Raw genomic sequence first — 17245 nt, 5'->3', positions numbered from 1 at the left:
TCATCCGCGAACGGTCCGTCCGGCACGACGTGGAAGTCGAAGGTACCGCTTTAGCGGCGCGAGGACGGCCCAGAGGGGGCAGTAGTGGCGGCAGAGCCCGCGCTGACCCGCACAGAAAAGAAAGGCTACTTATCAATAAGCATCCTGAGTTCTTAACTGACGAGCATTGTGCCATTTATGGCGACCGCAACGCGCTTAAATGAGCAGCGTTTTGATGTTCAGTTAGCGCAACTGAAATGGTGCCTAAAAGTTCATGCGGAGACTCACATAAGTAATGCGCTCCGGCGTACTCAAGTTCATTACCGTCGGCATAACCCCATTTTGCGCCAATGACAGGAACGTTATTGGCTATGGCAGCGATGACATCTTCTTTTCGATCGCCGATAAAGACGACATCCCTGCTGTTAAGTTTCTGATCCAGCATCAGATGCTTTAACAGAACCTCTTTGTTATCAAGCCGACCATCCGTTGTTGTTCCATAAATCCCAACAAAAAAATCAGAGAGGTTGTTGTTTTTCACGATTTCTTCGGCGAAAACCTGTCTCTTTGATGTTGCTATGTAAATTGCATATCCTTTCTCTTTCAATGCTGAAAGCAAAGATACTACTCCATTATAAACTACTGTTTTTAGTAGCCCTTTATTTGCATAATCCTCCCTGTAATTGTCTAAAACCTGTTCGATAACTGTATCGCTGGGATGGGATAGCAATTTCATCAATAAATCACGCATTGGAGGACCAATCAAAGATTTTATGTCGATATTTTCGTCTAACAAATGGCCATTTTTCCGTGCCGCATAAAGGATGCTAGATGTAATGCCTTCCAGGGAATCAACGAGTGTTCCATCCAGGTCAAAAATAACGTTTTTTAATATGCTCACTGCAGTCTCTTTTGATATCTGATTATTTAAGCGGGCAGGGTGCAAGCATACTTGCGGTTGCGGAAAGATATTCTAATTCCCCTGCGTCTCTAATGAAACAAGCTAGAGTCGTTAAACAGGATTGATAAACAACAAAATGTGATTATGAAAGATAAATAAAAACTTTTGACGGGAATATGGTTTTTATTTTAACGTAATTGCATGATTTATTGAGTTTTTATAGGAAAATTAACATCATCTCTAACTGATATGCATAAATTAACAATGCATACCACAATATCATGTTTCCGAATTACCCACCGCCATCACACACTACTCGCCATATTCACTGAGAAAGGATTTGGCGTATGTCATATCGACTGAGTCTGTTAGATAAATCGCCGATTGCCGATGGAGAGAGCGCCGCGCATGCCCTGCATCGTACTTTACAACTGGCGCAGCAGGCTGAGGCCTGGGGCTACCACCGTTTTTGGCTGGCGGAGCATCACAATACCGATCGCCTTGCCAGCCCCTCGCCTGAGTTATTAATCGCCTGGATCATCGGCCAGACGCATCATATTCGCGTTGGTTCGGGTGGTGTGATGCTGCAGCATTACAGTCCTTACAAAGTCGCAGAAAACTTCAACCTGCTGGCCTCGCTTGCGCCGGGTCGTATTGATCTGGGCGTGGGCAAAGCGCCGGGGGGATTACCGCTTTCGACACGTGCATTGCAACTGGGTGTGCATCAGCAAGAGAAGGGGAATTTTGCCGAACAGCTCTCCTTGCTAGACAGCTGGCTCAATGTGCCACCCGTAGGGGATGAAGAGATCCTACGGGCCACGCCACAGCCGCCACGTCCTGCCAACCGTTTCTTGCTGGGAGCCAGTGAGCAAAGCGCCAAACTGGCAGCCGAATTAGGCTGGCAACTGGTGTTCGCCGCACACCATAACGGCGATCCGCTATTGATGGAGCAGGTACTCAACAGCTATCGCCAATACAGCAACGGTAAGCAAGCGCTGGTGGCGGTGCAGGTGGTGGTCGCCGACTCGCCTGCGGAAGCGGATCTGTTAGTCGACAATCTGCGTGTTTATCACGTCAACGTAAAAGATGGCCCAAGCGTCAACGTCGGGAGCGTGGAGCAGGCGGAACGCTATGTGCGTCAGGGCGGTTATACCGACTATGTGATCGAGACGCGCACACCTTCGCTTTTGAAAGGTACGGCGGCGCAGGTTCACGCCAAACTGGACGCGCTGCACCAGCATTTCGGCATTGAAGAGTTTGTGATTGATACACCGATTGCCGAGGAGCAGGCGCGAGTGAAATCACTGGAACTGCTGGCGACCCATCGATTAGTTGCGGCTTAGTTCGGAGGTCATGATGAGCCACGTGAACGAACAACAACTGATTGACTGGCGACGCGAGTTACACAGCTGGCCGGAGCTTTCGGGTCATGAAGTGGAAACCACTGCGCGTCTGCGTCGCTGGTTACAGGAAGCGGGCTTGCATCCTCTCGATTACCCGCTGGAAACCGGTGTGGTGGTGGAGGTTGGTCGTGGTGAACCCCTGGTTGCGCTGCGCGCCGATATTGATGCCTTACCTATCCACGAAGCCACCGGTCTGGCATTCCGCTCACGCAATACCGGCGTGATGCACGCCTGCGGTCATGATGTGCACAGTGCGGTGATGCTCGGTGCGGCGCTGCAACTCAAGGCTATTGAAGATCAACTGCCCGGTCGCGTGCGCATCCTATTCCAACCGGCCGAAGAGAACGCCACCGGCGCGCGAAAATTGATCGACGCTGGTGTGCTGCACAATGTACAAGCCATCTTTGGTATGCATAACGAACCCGGCTTACCCACCAGCACCTTTGCAACCCGTGGCGGGGCGTTTTATGCCAATGCCGATAAGTTTGTGGTGCATGTTTCTGCTAACGGCGCACAACCTGACGCAACGAGAGACGGCATTCTGGTCGCCAGTCAGATCATCCAGGCGCTGCAATCATTGACCAGCCGCAGCTTCAATACCCTCGATAGTTTGGTACTCAGCGTGACACGCATCGAAGCGGGCAAAGGCGGGAGCGAAGTACCGGCCGAAGCCGAGTTTGGCGGTACGGTGCGCACCCATGACAAACAGGTACGCGCCGAACTGGAGCAGCGTGCAAGACAAATTGTTGAGAATATCGCAGCTGCCAACGGTGCTCAGGCCACTTTCAGCTGGCATCCGGGACCACCGGTGTTAGAGAACGATGCGCGCTGGGCGCAATTTGCCAGCCAGATTGCGCAAGAGGTGGGATACCGCGTGCAAACCGCCGAATTGCATCTGGGTGGTGAGGATTTTGCCTACTACTTACAGCAGATCCCCGGTGCCTTTGTCAGCATTGGCAGTGCCAGCGAATATGGCCTGCATCATGGTGGATTTAATCCAGACGAAGCCTTGATCGCACCCGCAGCCCACTACTTTACCCAACTGGCTCAGCAGGCATTGCAGCATCTCAATGCGCGATGTCGTGACGCCATTCTGAGTTAGCCCCCTTCACAAATACCTTTGTTCTGCACGGCAACGTTACGTTGCCGTCAGGCTGTGCCATGGAAAAGAGAGACATTATGACTGCAAGACAACTGCGACTCGGCACCATTCTGCATGGTGCGTCAGGTAACATGTCGGCCTGGCGCCATCCCGCGGCGCAAGCGAACGCCAGTATCAATTTTGACTATGCCAAACATATCGCACGCAAAGCGGAGGCCGGAAAGCTGGACTTCCTGTTTGTCGCCGACGGTTTGTTCATCAATGAAAAATCGATCCCGCATTTCCTTAATCGATTCGAACCGCTCACGCTGCTTTCGGCACTGGCGGGCGTAACTGAACATTTAGGGTTGGTGGGCACGGTCTCCACCTCCTACAGCGAACCCTTCACGGTGGCGCGCCAGTTCGCCAGTCTAGATCACCTGAGCGGCGGTCGTGCGGGCTGGAACGTGGTGACCTCACCGCTGGAGGGATCGGCGAAGAACTTTTCTCGTCAGCAGCACCCTGAGCATGCATTGCGTTACCGTATCGCTGATGAGTATCTGCAGGTGGTGAAAGGGCTCTGGGATTCATGGGAGGGTGATGCGTTTGTGCGTAATAAAGAGAGCGGCCAGTTCTTTGATCCGGAGAAGCTTCATACGCTCAATCACCACGGTGATTTCTTCCAGGTGCAAGGTCCACTGAATATCGAGCGCACACCGCAGGGGCGTCCGATCGTGTTCCAGGCGGGTGCATCTGAAGACGGTAAAAAACTGGCTGCGCGTCATGCGGACGCCATCTTTACCCATCAACCCACGCGTGAAGAGGCGCAGGCTTTTTATCAGGATGTGAAAAAGCAGTTGGTGGCGAACGGACGTGAGCCGCAGGATCTGCATATCTTTCAGGGTGTGGGTGTGATTGTTGGTGATGATGCAGACGATGTTGAACGCCAGTATCAAACTACTGCTGCGCTGGTGTCCATTAAGGATGCACTGAACTACCTGGGTCGCTTCTTTGACCATCACGACTTCTCTCAATACCCCCTCGACGCACCTTTCCCGGATATCGGCGATATCGGTCAGAACAGCTTCCGCAGTACCACTGACGAAATCAAACGCAAAGCGCGCGAGCATGGCCACACGTTACGCCAGGCCGCACTGGAAGCGGCGACACCGCGCCCGCTGTTCTTTGGCACACCCGAAGAGGTGGCGGATGGCTTACAGCTTTGGTTCGAAAGCGAGGCCACCGATGGCTTCATTATTCAGGGCGGCACACCGGATACCTTCGAGCGCTTTGTGGATCGCGTTATCCCCATTCTGCAAGCACGCGGCTTAACCCGCAGCGAATATCCCGGCACCACGTTGCGTGCCAGCTTTGGTCTGAAAGATCCGGTTAATCAGTTCACACAACAATAATTTAAAGAGAAAACACGCTATGCAGAAAAAATCCCTTATCGCACTGATGTTACTGAGCCTGAGCAGTGCGGCATTCGCTGATGATGTGGCGGTGAATGGTCAACAGATAAGTCTTGAAGCGAATAAAACACCGGTGAACACAGCAAAAAATGCGGCGGCTGTCGCGCAGATCCCGGCCGGGCATAAATTTGCGGTGCCGGGGTCGTTTACGGTGGCCGTGGCGGCACAGAACTCACCGCCATTGACGGTGTTTAGCGACGACAACAAAACCTTGCTGGGCAGTGAGGTGGATATCGCCCGTTTAGTGGCTGACAGCCTGGGCCTGAAGCTCAACGTGGTGCCGACCTCATGGGAAGACTGGCCGCTGGGCGTAGCATCGGGCAAATATGATGCTGCTATCAGCAACGTAACCGTCACCAAAGAGCGCAAAGAGCGTTTTGACTTCGCGACCTATCGCAAAGACTCACTCGGTTTCTATGTCAAATCCAGCAGCCAGATTAAATCGCTGAGCAAAGCGGAAGATATTGCCGGTTTGCGCATCATCGTGGGTTCAGGCACTAACCAGGAAGCGATCTTGCTGGCGTGGGATAAAGAGAACCAGGCCAAAGGCTTGAAACCGTTCACACCGGTTTACACCAAGGATGATGCCGCACAAACGCTGGCGTTACAGTCGGGCCGTGCCGATGCCTACTTCGGTCCGAATGTGATTGGTGCCTGGAAAGCGGCACTGACGCATCAGACCCGCTTGGTGGGTAGCGTCGATGGCGGCTGGCCAAAAGCGGCGCATATCGCGGTCACGGTGAAGAAGGGCAGCGGCCTGGCGGAACCGATCAACACCGCGCTGAACGGTGTGATCAAAAACGGCGATTACGACAAGGTGCTGAATCGTTGGGGTGAAGGCGTGGAGCGTCTGGATCACTCTGAAATCAACCCTGCCGGTCTGGGCGATTAAGGAGGCAGCATGAGTCAGCATTTTTTCCGCGAAGTGCACCCCGAAGCCGCAGAACTGCAACCGATTATCACCGGCTTGTTTGGTGAGTATGCGGCGCGCTACGGCGATTTCTTTAAGAGCGCCAATGAGGTCGAACTCAGCGAATGGTATTTGCCGCCGCGCGGGCTGTTTATCGTGCTGGAGCGCGATGGCGAGATTATCGCGATGGGGGCGTTCAAGCCGTATGACGAGGTGACGGCGGAACTCAAACGTATCTGGACGCGCAGCGATCTTCGCCGTCAGGGCTTGGCGTTGCTGATTCTGCAAGAGCTGGAGCGGCGCGCCTTGCGCGCCGGTTATCAGCGCGTATTTCTGACCACCGGTTTTCGTCAGCCGGAAGCCGTGCAGCTCTACATCGGCCATGGCTATCAGCCGCAGTTTGCGCTACTCGAAGATATGGAAATCTACGGTCAGCCGCCGCATGACGGGCGTCTGCGCTTTCTAAAAGTCATTGATGTGCACAGCGTGGCGCAGGCCAGCTAAGGGGTTGAGATGAGTAAAGAACAACGCTTGACCGTGGTGCCTGCACGCTATCCTGGACGGGTAATCGGGGCGATTGTCGCCCTGTTTATTCTGGCCAGCGTGATTGATTCTGTGGCCTTTAATCCGCGTTGGGAGTGGCGCGTATTTGCCCGCTGGTTCTTTGATCCGGTGATCCTGTATGGATTGGGACAAACCCTGCTGCTGACGCTCTTTGGTACGGTGCTGAGTCTGTTTTTCGGCGGCTTACTGGCGTTGGCGCGGCTCTCATCTTCTTGGCTGTTGAGCACGCTGGCGTTCGGCTACATCTGGCTGTTCCGTTCGCTTCCGCTGATTGTGGTGCTGATCATTCTGTATAACTTCTCCTATCTCTACGACACCTTGTCACTGGGCGTGCCTTTTACGGCGCTCTCATGGGGCCATTTCCAGACTATTAACGTGCTGGGGCAATTCCCGGCAGCCGTGATTGGCCTGACGCTGGTGCAAAGCGCCTACAGCGCGGAGATCATTCGTGGTGGCTTTTTAGGGGTCGATCACGGTCAGTTTGAAGCGGCCTCGGCGTTGGGGTTATCTTCCTCGCGACGCACGTTCCGCATCATTCTGCCGCAGGCGCTGCGCGCCATCATTCCCACCACGTTTAATGAAATCATCAGCCTCGCGAAAGGCACCTCCATGGTGTACGTGCTGGCGATGCCGGAGCTGTTTTATACCATCCAGATGATCTACAACCGCACCCAGCAGGTGATTCCTTTGCTGATGGTGGGCGCGGCCTGGTACCTGATCATCACCACCGTGTTGTCACTGCTGCAGCACAGCGTTGAACGCTGGCTGGCACGCAGCGTGACGCGTGAGCCACAACCCTCGCGCTGGCGTCAGTGGCGCAATCGACCTGTCACTTCTACCGCGAATGAGGAGCTTTCCCATGTCCGAGGCCATTGATTATCGTCATCTGCACAGCACCGGTGCCATCAGCATTACCGGCGTGAGTAAGTCGTTTGGCAAACACAAAGCGCTGGATGACGTATCGCTGGAGCTGGAGCCTGGATCGGTGACGGTGATCCTTGGCCCATCAGGTTCCGGCAAATCCACGCTGCTACGCACCATTAATCATCTGGAGCGCGTCGATGAAGGCTTTATCCAGATCGACGGGGATTACATTGGCTATCAGCGTCGTGGCGACAAACTGTATGAGCTGAAAGAGAAGGCGATTTTGCGCCAGCGCATCAACGTCGGTTATGTCTTTCAGAACTTCAATCTGTTCCCGCATCTGACGGTACTGGAAAACCTGATTGAGGCACCGATTGCCCATCGTCAGCTATCGCGTCGTGAGGCAGTCGAACGCGCCGGTGAACTGCTGGATATCGTGGGACTGCGCCACAAAGCCGATGCCTGGCCGCGTCATCTTTCTGGCGGACAGCAGCAGCGCATCGCGATTGCACGCGCGTTAATGCTCAATCCTCGGGTGATGTTGTTTGATGAACCCACCTCAGCGCTTGATCCTGAGCTGGTGGGGGAAGTGCTGGACGTGATTAAAAAGCTGGCGCGATCCGGCACGACCTTAGTGATTGTCACACACGAGATTGGCTTTGCGCGTGAGGTGGCGGACCACGTGGTGTTTATGGTGGATGGCCGTATTGTCGAGCAGGGCAGCAGCCATCAGGTTCTGAGTCAACCGCGCCATGAGCGCACTAAACGTTTTCTGGCGCGGGTGCTGTAATGGAAAGAGTAATTGTGTCAGCACTGGCGGCGTGGTTATTCAGCGCCCCGCTGTTTGCCGCTGAAAAGCTGGATGCGAAGAATAATGAAACGCCAATCAATATTGCGGCGAATCCGCAAGCCATCGCCAAAATCCCGCCCGGCTTTCACTTTGTGAATCCCGGATTTTTGACGGTGGCGACCTCGGCTTCGAATTCGCCGCCGATTGGCTTGTGGGCTTCGGATAACAAAACGCTCATCGGCAGCGACCCGGACTTTGCCCGCTTGCTGGCGGACAGCCTGGGCTTAAAGTTAAAACTGGTGCCCGCTGCATGGGAAGACTGGCCGTTGGGTATCACGGCGGGGCGCTATGACGTCGCGATGTTTAATATTGCGGTGACAGAGGAGCGGAAGCAGAAATTCGATTTCGCTACCTATCGCGCGGACAACCACGCCTTCGCGGTGAAAACCGACAGTGCGATTACCGCCATTAAAGGGCGCGAAGATGTGGCAGGGAAACGTATTATTGTGGGATCGGGCACCAATCAGGAGAAAATATTACTGAGTTGGGATGCCAAAAACCGGGCGCAGGGTCTGGCGCCGGTTCAACCGATTTACCTGAATGATGATGCGTCCGCGACGCTGGCGCTGCTTTCCGGACGGGCAGATGCCTCTTTTGGGCCGCAAGCAATGGCGGCATGGAAAGTCGCTTCACGCGGGCAAACCAAAATCGTTGGACACGGGCCGTTCCGCGCCTGGGTGGCTGTCACCACCAAAAAAGGCAACGGTCTGGATGTCGCGTTGCAGCAGGCGATCAATGGTGCAATAGCCAGCGGGCAGTATAAACAGGTTTTAGCGCGCTGGGGGGAGCAGGAGGAGGCGGTGGAGGCTTCTCAGGTAAACCCGCCAGGTATTGTGTATCAATAATGTCGACTCAGTTATTGGTTGCGAGAAAACTCACAATTTAATTGTTGTGAGTTTTTTTTGTTTTCATTGGTTATTGATTGAGGTCTTGTTTTAGTAAATGCGAGTGAATTATCTCATTTATTTCTTTCTCTCTTACGAGGAACGGTATTGTTTCTCTGATTTAATGCGTTGAATATTAATGCCAGCAAGACAGACTGGTTAATCATTTACACATTGGGGAATTGAAATGGAATCGAGAGTTAAAAAGCTAGAGAATTTATTTTCTGATTTAGCTACGGATGTCGCTGTTATCAAATCTAACCATGCAACAAAGCAGGATCTCGCCGAGGTGCGTTCAGAAGTTCGGGAAATTAAAGCCGATATCGCCTCAATAAAACAGAACTACGCGACAAAAGCCGATGTTCTGGCTATCAGAGGCGATCTGTACCAGGCGATCACCTCACAAACAAAATGGATGGTCTCGATGCAAATGATCACCATGGGAGTCGCATTAGCCATCGCGAAAGCGATATTTTGATCTTCAGGCGGCAGTGATGCCGCCTGCACAGTACAGTTCAGCGTTAACTTGATGCTCTCCGTATCCACAGTGCCGCCTCTCCCGCCGGAAGAGGGCGAGCAAAGTGATAGCCCTGGAACAGGTGACAGCCTTTGTCACGCAGATATTCGAAATAATCTTCGCTCTCAATGCCCTCGGCTAACACGTTCAGCCCCATATCGCGCGATAATTCGATAGTTTTGAGTACCACAATAGCGGCAGATTCATTTTTGAAAATCTGCATTATCAATGACTTGTCAATTTTTATATCATCAATAGCAAAATCACTGATCGATTTGAGAGACGAGTAGCCCACGCCAAAATCATCAATCGCCCACTTAATACCCAGTTGGCTAAAGTGCGCGATGACGTCTCCGATGCGCTTTTGATCATAGATAAAGGTGGTCTCAGTGATTTCAAACTTTAGTCTTTCGGGACTGATTTTATAATGCGAAAGCGTCAGCAGCGTATCCTGAGTAAAATCCCGATGCATTAATTGCAAGGGACTGATATTGATCGAAAATTTCAGGTTGGTCAGATTGAATATGCGGTCCCAATCCGACATCTGTTGCAGGGTGCGTTCCATCACCCATTTACCGATCTCAATAATCAGCCCGCTTTTCTCCGCTACCGGGATAAAAACCTCCGGGGAAATAAAACCTTTCACCGGATGTTTCCAGCGTAACAGGGCTTCAAAGCCAATCAGTTTCTTATCCACATCTACTTGAGGTTGATAGTAGAGTTCCAGTTGGTTGTTGATGATAGCATTTGACAGTTCACGCTTAATCAGATCGGTTTCCGAATAATTACCTCTTGAGGTAAATACCGTTAATAACAATGCCACGATAGGGACACTGCAATTGACAATATAAAATCCATACTCTTCAGGGATATTTAATTGAAATCCACCATTCTGCCAGGTGAGCCCAGTCACGATGAACAGGAGATACACTGCCAGGCAAATAAGCGGGAATGCCTTGCTAAGATAGCCAGACTGTTGGCGCAACACGAGCGAAGAACCAATGGTTAAAGCCAGCAGGTAATTGTATTCGGTATGTTTACCCGCTGTATGATAATTATCGACTAATAGCAACAGGGTAATACTCACCAAAAGAGCATGAACAATGATGTAGAGGTGATGTTTCAACCGACTGCAAAAGGCCGCACAGGTGATATAAATGCCTAACGCGCTGCTCACACAATACAATAACGCCACATCATTATGGCCACGGCTGTAGTTAAAATATATCATAAACAGTCCAGCAAAAATGCTGGAAATCCCGGCGATTAATAAGGTTAAGCGAAGTTTCTTTTCCAGACTGTCTCCTTTCAATATGAAAGGAAGATTGCGGATCATAGAATATCTTGAACTGAAATAAGAGATCATGAGTTATCTCATTGGTGTCATAATTATTTAATTTTTTCAGCAGGGTATATTAAGGAAAAGCGAGACGGCTGTCATAACTGTTTTCATGTTATTTACACAGAAACCGGCTTGATGGTAATTTGAGATAGTCCAGAACAGTCTGTCAATGATAGATGATAAGCCGATATAAGATGGCGGTGACCGTCAATAATTTTCTCCTGGTCAGCGTCTGCCAGAAGCATGCAAGGAGTATCGTCCAGTTTACCCACAGGAAGATTGTTCCTACCCACTGACAATGCCTCGCGTTAGAATGAAGCCTGAATACCTCAAAATCGACGGGTTGCAATGAAAATTCGATTCCTTTCTGCGAATGAACTCAAGCTGGCCGAAGTCCGTACCATCCTGGAGCCAGTGGGCGTGGAGGTGATCCCCATCGCCCGACGCATTGAAGAGATTCAGACTGAAAATGAGGTGGAGTTGGTGCGTGATAAACTCACCAAAGCCTTTTCAATTATTGGTCGTCCGCTGTTTGTTGAACACACCGGTTTATATCTCGATGGGCTAAACGGTTTACCTGCCGGCCTGACGCGCATTTTCTGGAGCCGTTTGCATGCGGAGCGCTTTACTAAACTGGTGAGCGGTTTAGATAGCCCCAACGTGACAGCAAAGACGGTGCTCGGCTACTGCGATGGGCGCAAAATGTATCAGTTTGAAGGTCAGCTGCGTGGCACCATTGCACCGGCACCCGCTGGACCTCAAGAATTTCAGTGGGATTGCGTGTTTATTCCTGAAGGTCACTCCCAGACTTTTGCTGAAATGGGTGAACTGAAAAACGAGATCTCAATGCGGCGCTTAGCGCTGGACCGCTTCGCCACCTTTCTAAAAACATCACGGGGACTGGCATGAAACCGGAACTCAAACGTGCCTACGATGCAGGAAAACTGATCCTGTTCGCGGGGGCGGGTATCTCACGCAATCTTGGCTTGCCGGAATGGCATGAGCTGATTGCGCATCTCGCGAAAGAGCTGGGTTACGATCCCAAAATCTTCAACACCTACGGCACACATCTGTCATTGGCGGAATATTACAAGCAGCGCAAAGGATCGCTGGGTCCCTTACGCAGTTGGATGGATCGTGAATGGCACCGCCCGGACATTGATGTGCGGAGTTCTGAAATCCATACCATGATCACTCAGGGCAACTTTTCGCGCATCTACACCACCAACTACGATCGCTGGTTGGAAATGGCACACGAGGCGCATAACGTGCCCTACAGCAAGGTCGCAAACGCGGCGGATTTGGTTTCATTGACAGAAGACAAGCGCCATATCATTAAACTTCATGGCGATTTTGACGATGATACCTCTATCGTTTTAGATGAAAGCAGCTACTTTGAACGCCTCTATTTCGATTCGCCGCTGGATATCAAACTGACCCATGATGTGATGGGCAACTCCGTGTTGTTTGTGGGATACAGCATCAGCGATTTTAATATTCGTCTGTTATTCTACCGGCTGACAAAAATGTGGGGGCGAACGGGCCTCGCAACCGCGCGTCCTAAATCCTATCTGTTCACCAATCGTAATAACCCGGTGGCAAAAGAGGTGTTGGGACAGTGGGGCATCGAAATGATCGTGTCAGAAGAGGACGATCCGCGCAAAGCGCTGGCAACGTTCCTGGAAGAATTACTGGCTTAATGAGCAGAAAGTGATTGCTCAAAAAAGTTTGCTTAGAATATACTGTATATAAATACAGTTAACCGAGGTGCATCATGGCAGTCGAAACCAAATATGTTGTTGTCAGAAAGGGTGAAGAAAAGATGACGTTTGCCAATAAAAAAGACGCGGATGCCTGGGATAAAATGCTCGATATGGCTGACGCCTTCACCGACTGGCTGCAACAGCATCAGCCTGAGCTGGATGAAGCGCAGGCCGAAGCATTGGGCATGTTACTGGCAGAACAGAAAGACGCGGTGCAGCATATCCTTCGCACCAGCAAGTTACCGGATGCGGTGAAGGAAGAAGCTGTTGAGAGCGCAGAGAGCGAAACGGAAGCCTCTGCTGATGCAGAAGTGAGTGCGCCAGAAAAGAAAGTACGCGCGGTTAAAGCGGCTTGATGCGTGAAGGGCGATCCATGGGTCGCCCTTCACGGTTAATGCTTAATTTGATAGCGCGTACTGCGCCCACCGCCCGGTAATTTCTCCAGACAGCCTTTTTCCAACAACTCTACCAAATGACGTGTCGCCGTGGCTTTACTCACCTTCGCCACCTTCTGATACTGACTGGCGCTGATACCTTCCGTGAATCCCTGTTCGCCGCCGTCGAGTAATCGATTGAGCACGCGCGTTTGCTCCGCATTCAGTTGAGCCGCATTGTGGATTAGCCAGAAGCGGGCTTTGTTTTGCGTGCGCGTCACAATCGCTAACGCCTGATCCAGACTGTCTTGCAGCACATCCAGAAACCACATAAGCCATTCGGTGATATCCAGTTCACCGCGCTGGGTTTCCTGCAGAATCCGATAATAATCGGCGCGTCGTGTCAGGATCGACGCAGACATGGCATACAGGCGAATACTTTGGCTGTCTGCCTGCGCCAGTGCCAGGTCTGTCAACGCGCGCGTGATACGGCCATTCCCGTCATCAAAGGGATGGAGCGTTACAAACCACAAGTGGCAAAGAGCCGCTCGTAGCAGGGGGTCGAGCATCACATCATCACGACTGTGATTAAACCAAGCGATAAAAGCTTCAAGTTGCGCTTCTAAGCCAGCCCGGGGCGGCGCTTCAAAATGCACGGTAGGGCGGTCTATGCGCCCCGACACCACCTGCATCGGCTCCTCCCCGCGCAACGCACCGACATTGAAACGTTTGAGGGACCATTCACTGGCAGGAAATAGCCAGTGATGCCACTGGCATAGTCTTTCCAACGTTAATGGCGTATCACGTTGGGAGATGGCATCCATCATCATGGTGGCCAGTCCTTCCGAGCGCTCAGAAACCGGGTAGGGTTGTTCAAGCGTCACGCCCAGCCGACGGGCGAGGGAAGATCGCACCGATTGCGCGTTGACGCGTTCATCTTCAATCGCGGAGGAAGCGAGGATATTGTTAAGTAACGTATCCAGCGTCTGCTGATCGTTATTATCAGCCACGCTTGCGCGCCCTAGCAGTACACCACGCTGCTGTTGCAGCGAGCGTAAACGTGGCAGTAATTTTTCATCCTGCCAGTGAAACTGCGGCCAGTCTGGCTGTTGCCATATCCACATGTTTAACCTCAATGCTTTGACGAGATGAGCTGAATCATCGATGTATTTGGCTCACAGTGTGAGCTGATTGAAAATTTATTCGGCTCATAATATGAGATGAATAATAGTGCTTAATCGGCTCAAAAGCCAGATTCTGTTAGGCACAGGCAAGGCGAAATGTGGCGATTTCAGGCTGAAATTGGCCTTTGATTGGGGAGCAATACGGGGGAATTGTGAGGTTAGAATCAGGTCGGGACTGGGCAAGTAACCCCGGCATGGCCGGGATTACCGCTGTCATCAATGAGTGAACAGTGAAAATGTACCGGAGTAGTAACTGACCATCCATGCCACGTACACCAGCCATACCAACAGCAATCCTGTTAAGCCTAATTTGCCTGTCATATTCGTATCCTCTTCTTATTTGGCGCTGTGCGCTCTGTAAGGAATAAATTGACAGCAGAGCGAATCGGCGATCTTGCGCCAGATCAAAAACAGCGTTTGTTGTGGTGGAAATGATGTGTCAGAAATTGATCGAGGCAGGGAAAATAATTTATGGCGGAAACAGTAAGGATAATAAGCGGATAAAAAGTGCCGATTGTTTCTCATCCTGGCCATAAATCGCGGTGAAATAACTCAGAGATCCTAAAATTTACGGCGAAGTTTAAAAAATATTCAATCCTGCAATTCTTTTGGCAAAGGAAATTTATTTTGAACATCGCAAACCGAATAACCAGACTCTCGTTCTGGAATAGATTATTTGCTCTGATCCTGCTGCTGTTAGGCATCACGCTGGCTGTGGGAGGCGGCTGGCTGGCAGCATTAGGCGGAAACTGGTATTACGTGCTGGCGGGAATAGGGCTGGTGATATCCGCTGTGCTGATCTTTATGAGAAGAACTAGCGGCGCGACGTGGTTCGCGCTGGTGTTTATCGGCACCTTAATCTGGACCATCCAGGAATCTGGTCTCGATTATTGGCGTTGGGTACCACGTTTCGCTCTGATGCTTATTCTCGGCATCTGGTTTGCCTTCCAACTGCCTAATCTGGCACCACGGGTCAGTCGGGGTGCATCACGTGTATTGGCAGGTTTGTTAATCGTGGCATTTATTGTGGCTGCTGCGTTGCCGTTTGCGCCACTGAATGAGACACCTGCGACCAATGTCCCAGCAGCAGGCTCAGCGAACTATCTGGCCGACACCGGCAACGGGAAAGCCTCTACGCCGGATAATGGCGACTGGTATACCTACGGCGGATCGCTGGCATCGCAACGTTTTGCTAATGCGAATCAGATTACGCCCGATAACGTCAAAGACCTGAAGCTTGCCTGGCAATTCCGTACTGGCGACCTGCCCAAGGCGCGTTGGGGTGGGGAGAACACGCCAATTAAGGTTGGCGATACTTTATATACTTGCACCGCGCGCAACATGGTATTTGCGCTGGATGCGGCAACCGGGAAAGAGAAGTGGCATTTTGATCCGAAGGTCAGCGACAAGTCGATCCCTTACACTGCCGCTTGTCGCGGTTTGACCTGGTACGACAGTCAAACCAACAGCCACGCGACCACAGGTCAAGTGGCGGCGATGCCAGAGGGGGATAACAGTGACTGCCAGCAACGCATCATTCTCGGTACGTTGGATGCACGCATCATTGAGCTGAATGCCAAAACAGGTGAGGTATGTCGCAGCTTTGGTCATCAAGGCACGGTAAATCTGGCTGAGGACATGGGCGAAACCTATGACGGTTATGTCGCCATCAACTCTGCACCGGTGGTGATCCGCGATACGCTGGTGGTAGGGCATCAGACCATTGATGGTCAGAGAGCTTTTGGTCCTCCGGGTGTGATCAAAGCCTATGATGTGCGTACCGGCGCGTTGAAATGGGCGTGGGATGCCGCCGCGCCAGACACCGCAACCCCGAAGAAAGGACCAAATGCTTATAAGCGCGGTTCGCCAGATGTCTGGACCTCCTTTACCGGTGACGACAAATTGGGGCTGGTTTATCTGCCCGTGGGTAACTCATCCGGCGACTACTGGAGCGGTACTCGCACACCCGCGGAGAACAAGTATTCCGTTTCGTTGACCGCACTCAACATTGATACCGGGCTGCCAGCGTGGACCTTCCAGACGGCGCATAAAGACGTCTGGGACTACGATCCCGGTTCACAACCCACGCTGGTGGATTATCCTGATAAGAATGGCGGCAAAACGCCAGCCATTATCATGCCGACGAAGCAGGGCGAGATTTACGTACTGGACCGTCGTACCGGTAAATCGCTGTTTGGTGTTGAGGAACGTCCGGTGCCAGGTGGTGGGGTTGAACCCGAGCAGCGCTCGCCCACGCAACCTTACTCACTGTTCCACCATCTCAGCAAGCCAGATCTGACGCCGCAAGATATGTGGGGCCTGACGCCGGTGGATCAGCTGGTATGCCGAATTCAGTTCCAGAAGGCCAGTTATAAAGGCCAGTACACGCCTCCTGAAGCCGACCGTCATTCAATTGAGTACCCTGGCTATAACGGTGGGTCGGACTGGGGCAGCGTTGCGGTGGATCCGACACGCGGCATTATCATTGCGAACTATAACGATATGCCGAACTACAACATTCTGGTTCCGCGTGCGAAAGCCGATGCTCTGGGCTGGAAGCCACGCGATGAAATTCCTTATAACCCTCACGACACCGGCCATGCGGAGGGCGCGGGCGACCCGCAAATTGGCGTACCTTATGCTGTTAACGTGAATGCAGGCTGGCGTTTACCTTACACCGGGATGTTGTGTAAGGAGCCACCGTATGGCGGAATTCGTGCTATCGATCTGCGTGATGGCCGCACGATTTGGGATCGCCCACTGGGCACCGCACGTCGCAACGGTCCGTTTGGACTGCCAACTGGGTTACCTATTAATATCGGAACGCCAAACAATGGGGGATCGGTCGTGACAGCCAGCGGATTGGTCTTTGTTGCTGCAGCGACAGACGATCTGATTCGCGCCATTGATCTGCGAACCGGCAAGCAGGTATGGAGCACGGAACTCCCGGCGGGTGGGCAGGCTAATCCAATGATCTACACGCAAAATGGACGTGAATATTTAGTGATCGTCGCGGCGGGTCATCACTTTATGGAAACCCCGGTGGGGGATTACGTGTTGGCCTATGCCTTACCCCAACAGCAATAAGGCATAAAAAAACCGGTATGGGATATACCATCCTGTACCGGTTATTAGGCGTTTCAATTCGACAACCGGG

Annotated in this window: 16 protein-coding genes; 13 read left to right on the top strand and 3 right to left on the bottom strand. The window is 52.0% G+C overall.

Annotated elements, in window-relative coordinates; genetic code table 11:
* Window positions 1-175: 175 nt before the first annotated feature.
* Entirely contained in the window at window positions 176-880 is a 705-nt protein-coding gene (locus ACPUC8_RS24050) for an HAD hydrolase-like protein (RefSeq protein ID WP_494927562.1), read from the bottom strand.
* Between the two features lie 347 nt (window positions 881-1227).
* Between ACPUC8_RS24050 and ACPUC8_RS24045 the strand changes: the two genes are divergently transcribed.
* From ACPUC8_RS24045 to ACPUC8_RS24005, 9 genes are all read left to right on the top strand, one after another.
* A complete protein-coding gene (locus ACPUC8_RS24045) occupies window positions 1228-2223 on the top strand; it encodes an MsnO8 family LLM class oxidoreductase (RefSeq protein WP_494927561.1) in 996 nt (331 codons plus the stop codon).
* 13 nt (window positions 2224-2236) lie between these two features.
* Complete coding sequence (locus tag ACPUC8_RS24040) at window positions 2237-3385, top strand: amidohydrolase (protein ID WP_494927560.1); 1149 nt, start codon at window positions 2237-2239, stop codon at window positions 3383-3385.
* 77 nt (window positions 3386-3462) lie between these two features.
* The gene (locus tag ACPUC8_RS24035; RefSeq protein WP_058972447.1) at window positions 3463-4776 is read left to right on the top strand and encodes an LLM class flavin-dependent oxidoreductase; all 1314 of its coding nucleotides are present in this window, start codon (window positions 3463-3465) and stop codon (window positions 4774-4776) included.
* Between the two features lie 19 nt (window positions 4777-4795).
* On the top strand, window positions 4796-5728 hold the full coding sequence (locus tag ACPUC8_RS24030) for an ABC transporter substrate-binding protein (protein WP_494927559.1): 933 nt from the start codon (window positions 4796-4798) through the stop codon (window positions 5726-5728).
* Window positions 5729-5737: 9 nt separating this feature from the next.
* Complete coding sequence (locus tag ACPUC8_RS24025; RefSeq protein WP_039333914.1) at window positions 5738-6250, top strand: GNAT family N-acetyltransferase; 513 nt, start codon at window positions 5738-5740, stop codon at window positions 6248-6250.
* 9 nt (window positions 6251-6259) lie between these two features.
* Window positions 6260-7186: an amino acid ABC transporter permease gene (locus ACPUC8_RS24020; protein WP_039333912.1), complete on the top strand. Its 927-nt coding sequence runs from the start codon at window positions 6260-6262 to the stop codon at window positions 7184-7186.
* Complete coding sequence (locus tag ACPUC8_RS24015; RefSeq protein WP_494927558.1) at window positions 7170-7964, top strand: amino acid ABC transporter ATP-binding protein; 795 nt, start codon at window positions 7170-7172, stop codon at window positions 7962-7964. The genes ACPUC8_RS24020 and ACPUC8_RS24015 overlap by 17 nt, the downstream gene beginning before the upstream one ends.
* Complete coding sequence (locus ACPUC8_RS24010) at window positions 7964-8869, top strand: ABC transporter substrate-binding protein (RefSeq protein WP_494927557.1); 906 nt, start codon at window positions 7964-7966, stop codon at window positions 8867-8869. Before ACPUC8_RS24015 ends, ACPUC8_RS24010 begins: the two co-directional genes overlap by 1 nt.
* A 226-nt stretch (window positions 8870-9095) precedes the next feature.
* Complete coding sequence (locus ACPUC8_RS24005) at window positions 9096-9386, top strand: hypothetical protein (protein ID WP_494927556.1); 291 nt, start codon at window positions 9096-9098, stop codon at window positions 9384-9386.
* A 43-nt stretch (window positions 9387-9429) separates the two neighbouring features.
* Here ACPUC8_RS24005 and ACPUC8_RS24000 read toward each other — a convergent pair whose 3' ends face one another.
* Window positions 9430-10761, bottom strand: a complete 1332-nt coding sequence (locus ACPUC8_RS24000) for a putative bifunctional diguanylate cyclase/phosphodiesterase (RefSeq protein ID WP_494927555.1) — start codon at window positions 10759-10761, stop codon at window positions 9430-9432.
* A 354-nt stretch (window positions 10762-11115) separates the two neighbouring features.
* Here ACPUC8_RS24000 and ACPUC8_RS23995 point away from each other — a divergent pair, with 354 nt between their 5' ends.
* The 3 genes from ACPUC8_RS23995 to ACPUC8_RS23985 all read left to right on the top strand — a co-directional run bounded on the left by ACPUC8_RS23995 (window position 11116) and on the right by ACPUC8_RS23985 (window position 12886).
* Window positions 11116-11676 (top strand): non-canonical purine NTP pyrophosphatase, encoded by a 561-nt coding sequence (locus ACPUC8_RS23995; protein ID WP_039333903.1) that lies wholly within the window; start codon window positions 11116-11118, stop codon window positions 11674-11676.
* On the top strand, window positions 11673-12467 hold the full coding sequence (locus ACPUC8_RS23990; protein ID WP_034829783.1) for an SIR2 family protein: 795 nt from the start codon (window positions 11673-11675) through the stop codon (window positions 12465-12467). Before ACPUC8_RS23995 ends, ACPUC8_RS23990 begins: the two co-directional genes overlap by 4 nt.
* 74 nt (window positions 12468-12541) lie before the next feature.
* The gene (locus ACPUC8_RS23985) at window positions 12542-12886 is read left to right on the top strand and encodes a YebG family protein (protein WP_039333898.1); all 345 of its coding nucleotides are present in this window, start codon (window positions 12542-12544) and stop codon (window positions 12884-12886) included.
* A 35-nt stretch (window positions 12887-12921) separates the two neighbouring features.
* Here ACPUC8_RS23985 and ACPUC8_RS23980 read toward each other — a convergent pair whose 3' ends face one another.
* Window positions 12922-14028 carry a Fic family protein gene (locus tag ACPUC8_RS23980; protein WP_039333897.1) on the bottom strand — a complete coding sequence of 369 codons (1107 nt, stop codon included), beginning with the start codon at window positions 14026-14028 and terminating at the stop codon, window positions 12922-12924.
* A gap of 687 nt (window positions 14029-14715) precedes the next feature.
* On the opposite strand from ACPUC8_RS23980, the gene ACPUC8_RS23975 reads away from it, so the two are divergent.
* Window positions 14716-17175, top strand: coding sequence for a membrane-bound PQQ-dependent dehydrogenase, glucose/quinate/shikimate family (locus tag ACPUC8_RS23975; protein ID WP_082672309.1), 2460 nt, complete (start codon window positions 14716-14718; stop codon window positions 17173-17175).
* The last annotated feature ends 70 nt before the right edge of the window (window positions 17176-17245 follow it).

The organism is Pantoea sp. CFCC18177 (assembly GCF_059412425.1).
The sequence above is the reverse complement of the archived record's forward strand: the minus strand, read 5'-3'. Positions and strand labels throughout refer to the sequence as shown.

Bases quoted from the DNA above. Each gene is read 5' to 3' on its own strand.
- ACPUC8_RS24045 (WP_494927561.1), top strand. From the start codon at position 1,228: ATGTCATATCGACTGAGTCTGTTAGATAAATCGCCGATTGCCGATGGA.
- ACPUC8_RS24040 (WP_494927560.1), top strand. From the start codon at position 2,237: ATGAGCCACGTGAACGAACAACAACTGATTGACTGGCGACGCGAGTTA.
- ACPUC8_RS24035 (WP_058972447.1), top strand. From the start codon at position 3,463: ATGACTGCAAGACAACTGCGACTCGGCACCATTCTGCATGGTGCGTCA.
- ACPUC8_RS24030 (WP_494927559.1), top strand. From the start codon at position 4,796: ATGCAGAAAAAATCCCTTATCGCACTGATGTTACTGAGCCTGAGCAGT.
- ACPUC8_RS24025 (WP_039333914.1), top strand. From the start codon at position 5,738: ATGAGTCAGCATTTTTTCCGCGAAGTGCACCCCGAAGCCGCAGAACTG.
- ACPUC8_RS24020 (WP_039333912.1), top strand. From the start codon at position 6,260: ATGAGTAAAGAACAACGCTTGACCGTGGTGCCTGCACGCTATCCTGGA.
- ACPUC8_RS24015 (WP_494927558.1), top strand. From the start codon at position 7,170: ATGTCCGAGGCCATTGATTATCGTCATCTGCACAGCACCGGTGCCATC.
- ACPUC8_RS24010 (WP_494927557.1), top strand. From the start codon at position 7,964: ATGGAAAGAGTAATTGTGTCAGCACTGGCGGCGTGGTTATTCAGCGCC.
- ACPUC8_RS24005 (WP_494927556.1), top strand. From the start codon at position 9,096: ATGGAATCGAGAGTTAAAAAGCTAGAGAATTTATTTTCTGATTTAGCT.
- ACPUC8_RS24000 (WP_494927555.1), bottom strand. From the start codon at position 10,761: ATGATCCGCAATCTTCCTTTCATATTGAAAGGAGACAGTCTGGAAAAG.
- ACPUC8_RS23995 (WP_039333903.1), top strand. From the start codon at position 11,116: ATGAAAATTCGATTCCTTTCTGCGAATGAACTCAAGCTGGCCGAAGTC.
- ACPUC8_RS23990 (WP_034829783.1), top strand. From the start codon at position 11,673: ATGAAACCGGAACTCAAACGTGCCTACGATGCAGGAAAACTGATCCTG.
- ACPUC8_RS23985 (WP_039333898.1), top strand. From the start codon at position 12,542: ATGGCAGTCGAAACCAAATATGTTGTTGTCAGAAAGGGTGAAGAAAAG.
- ACPUC8_RS23980 (WP_039333897.1), bottom strand. From the start codon at position 14,028: ATGTGGATATGGCAACAGCCAGACTGGCCGCAGTTTCACTGGCAGGAT.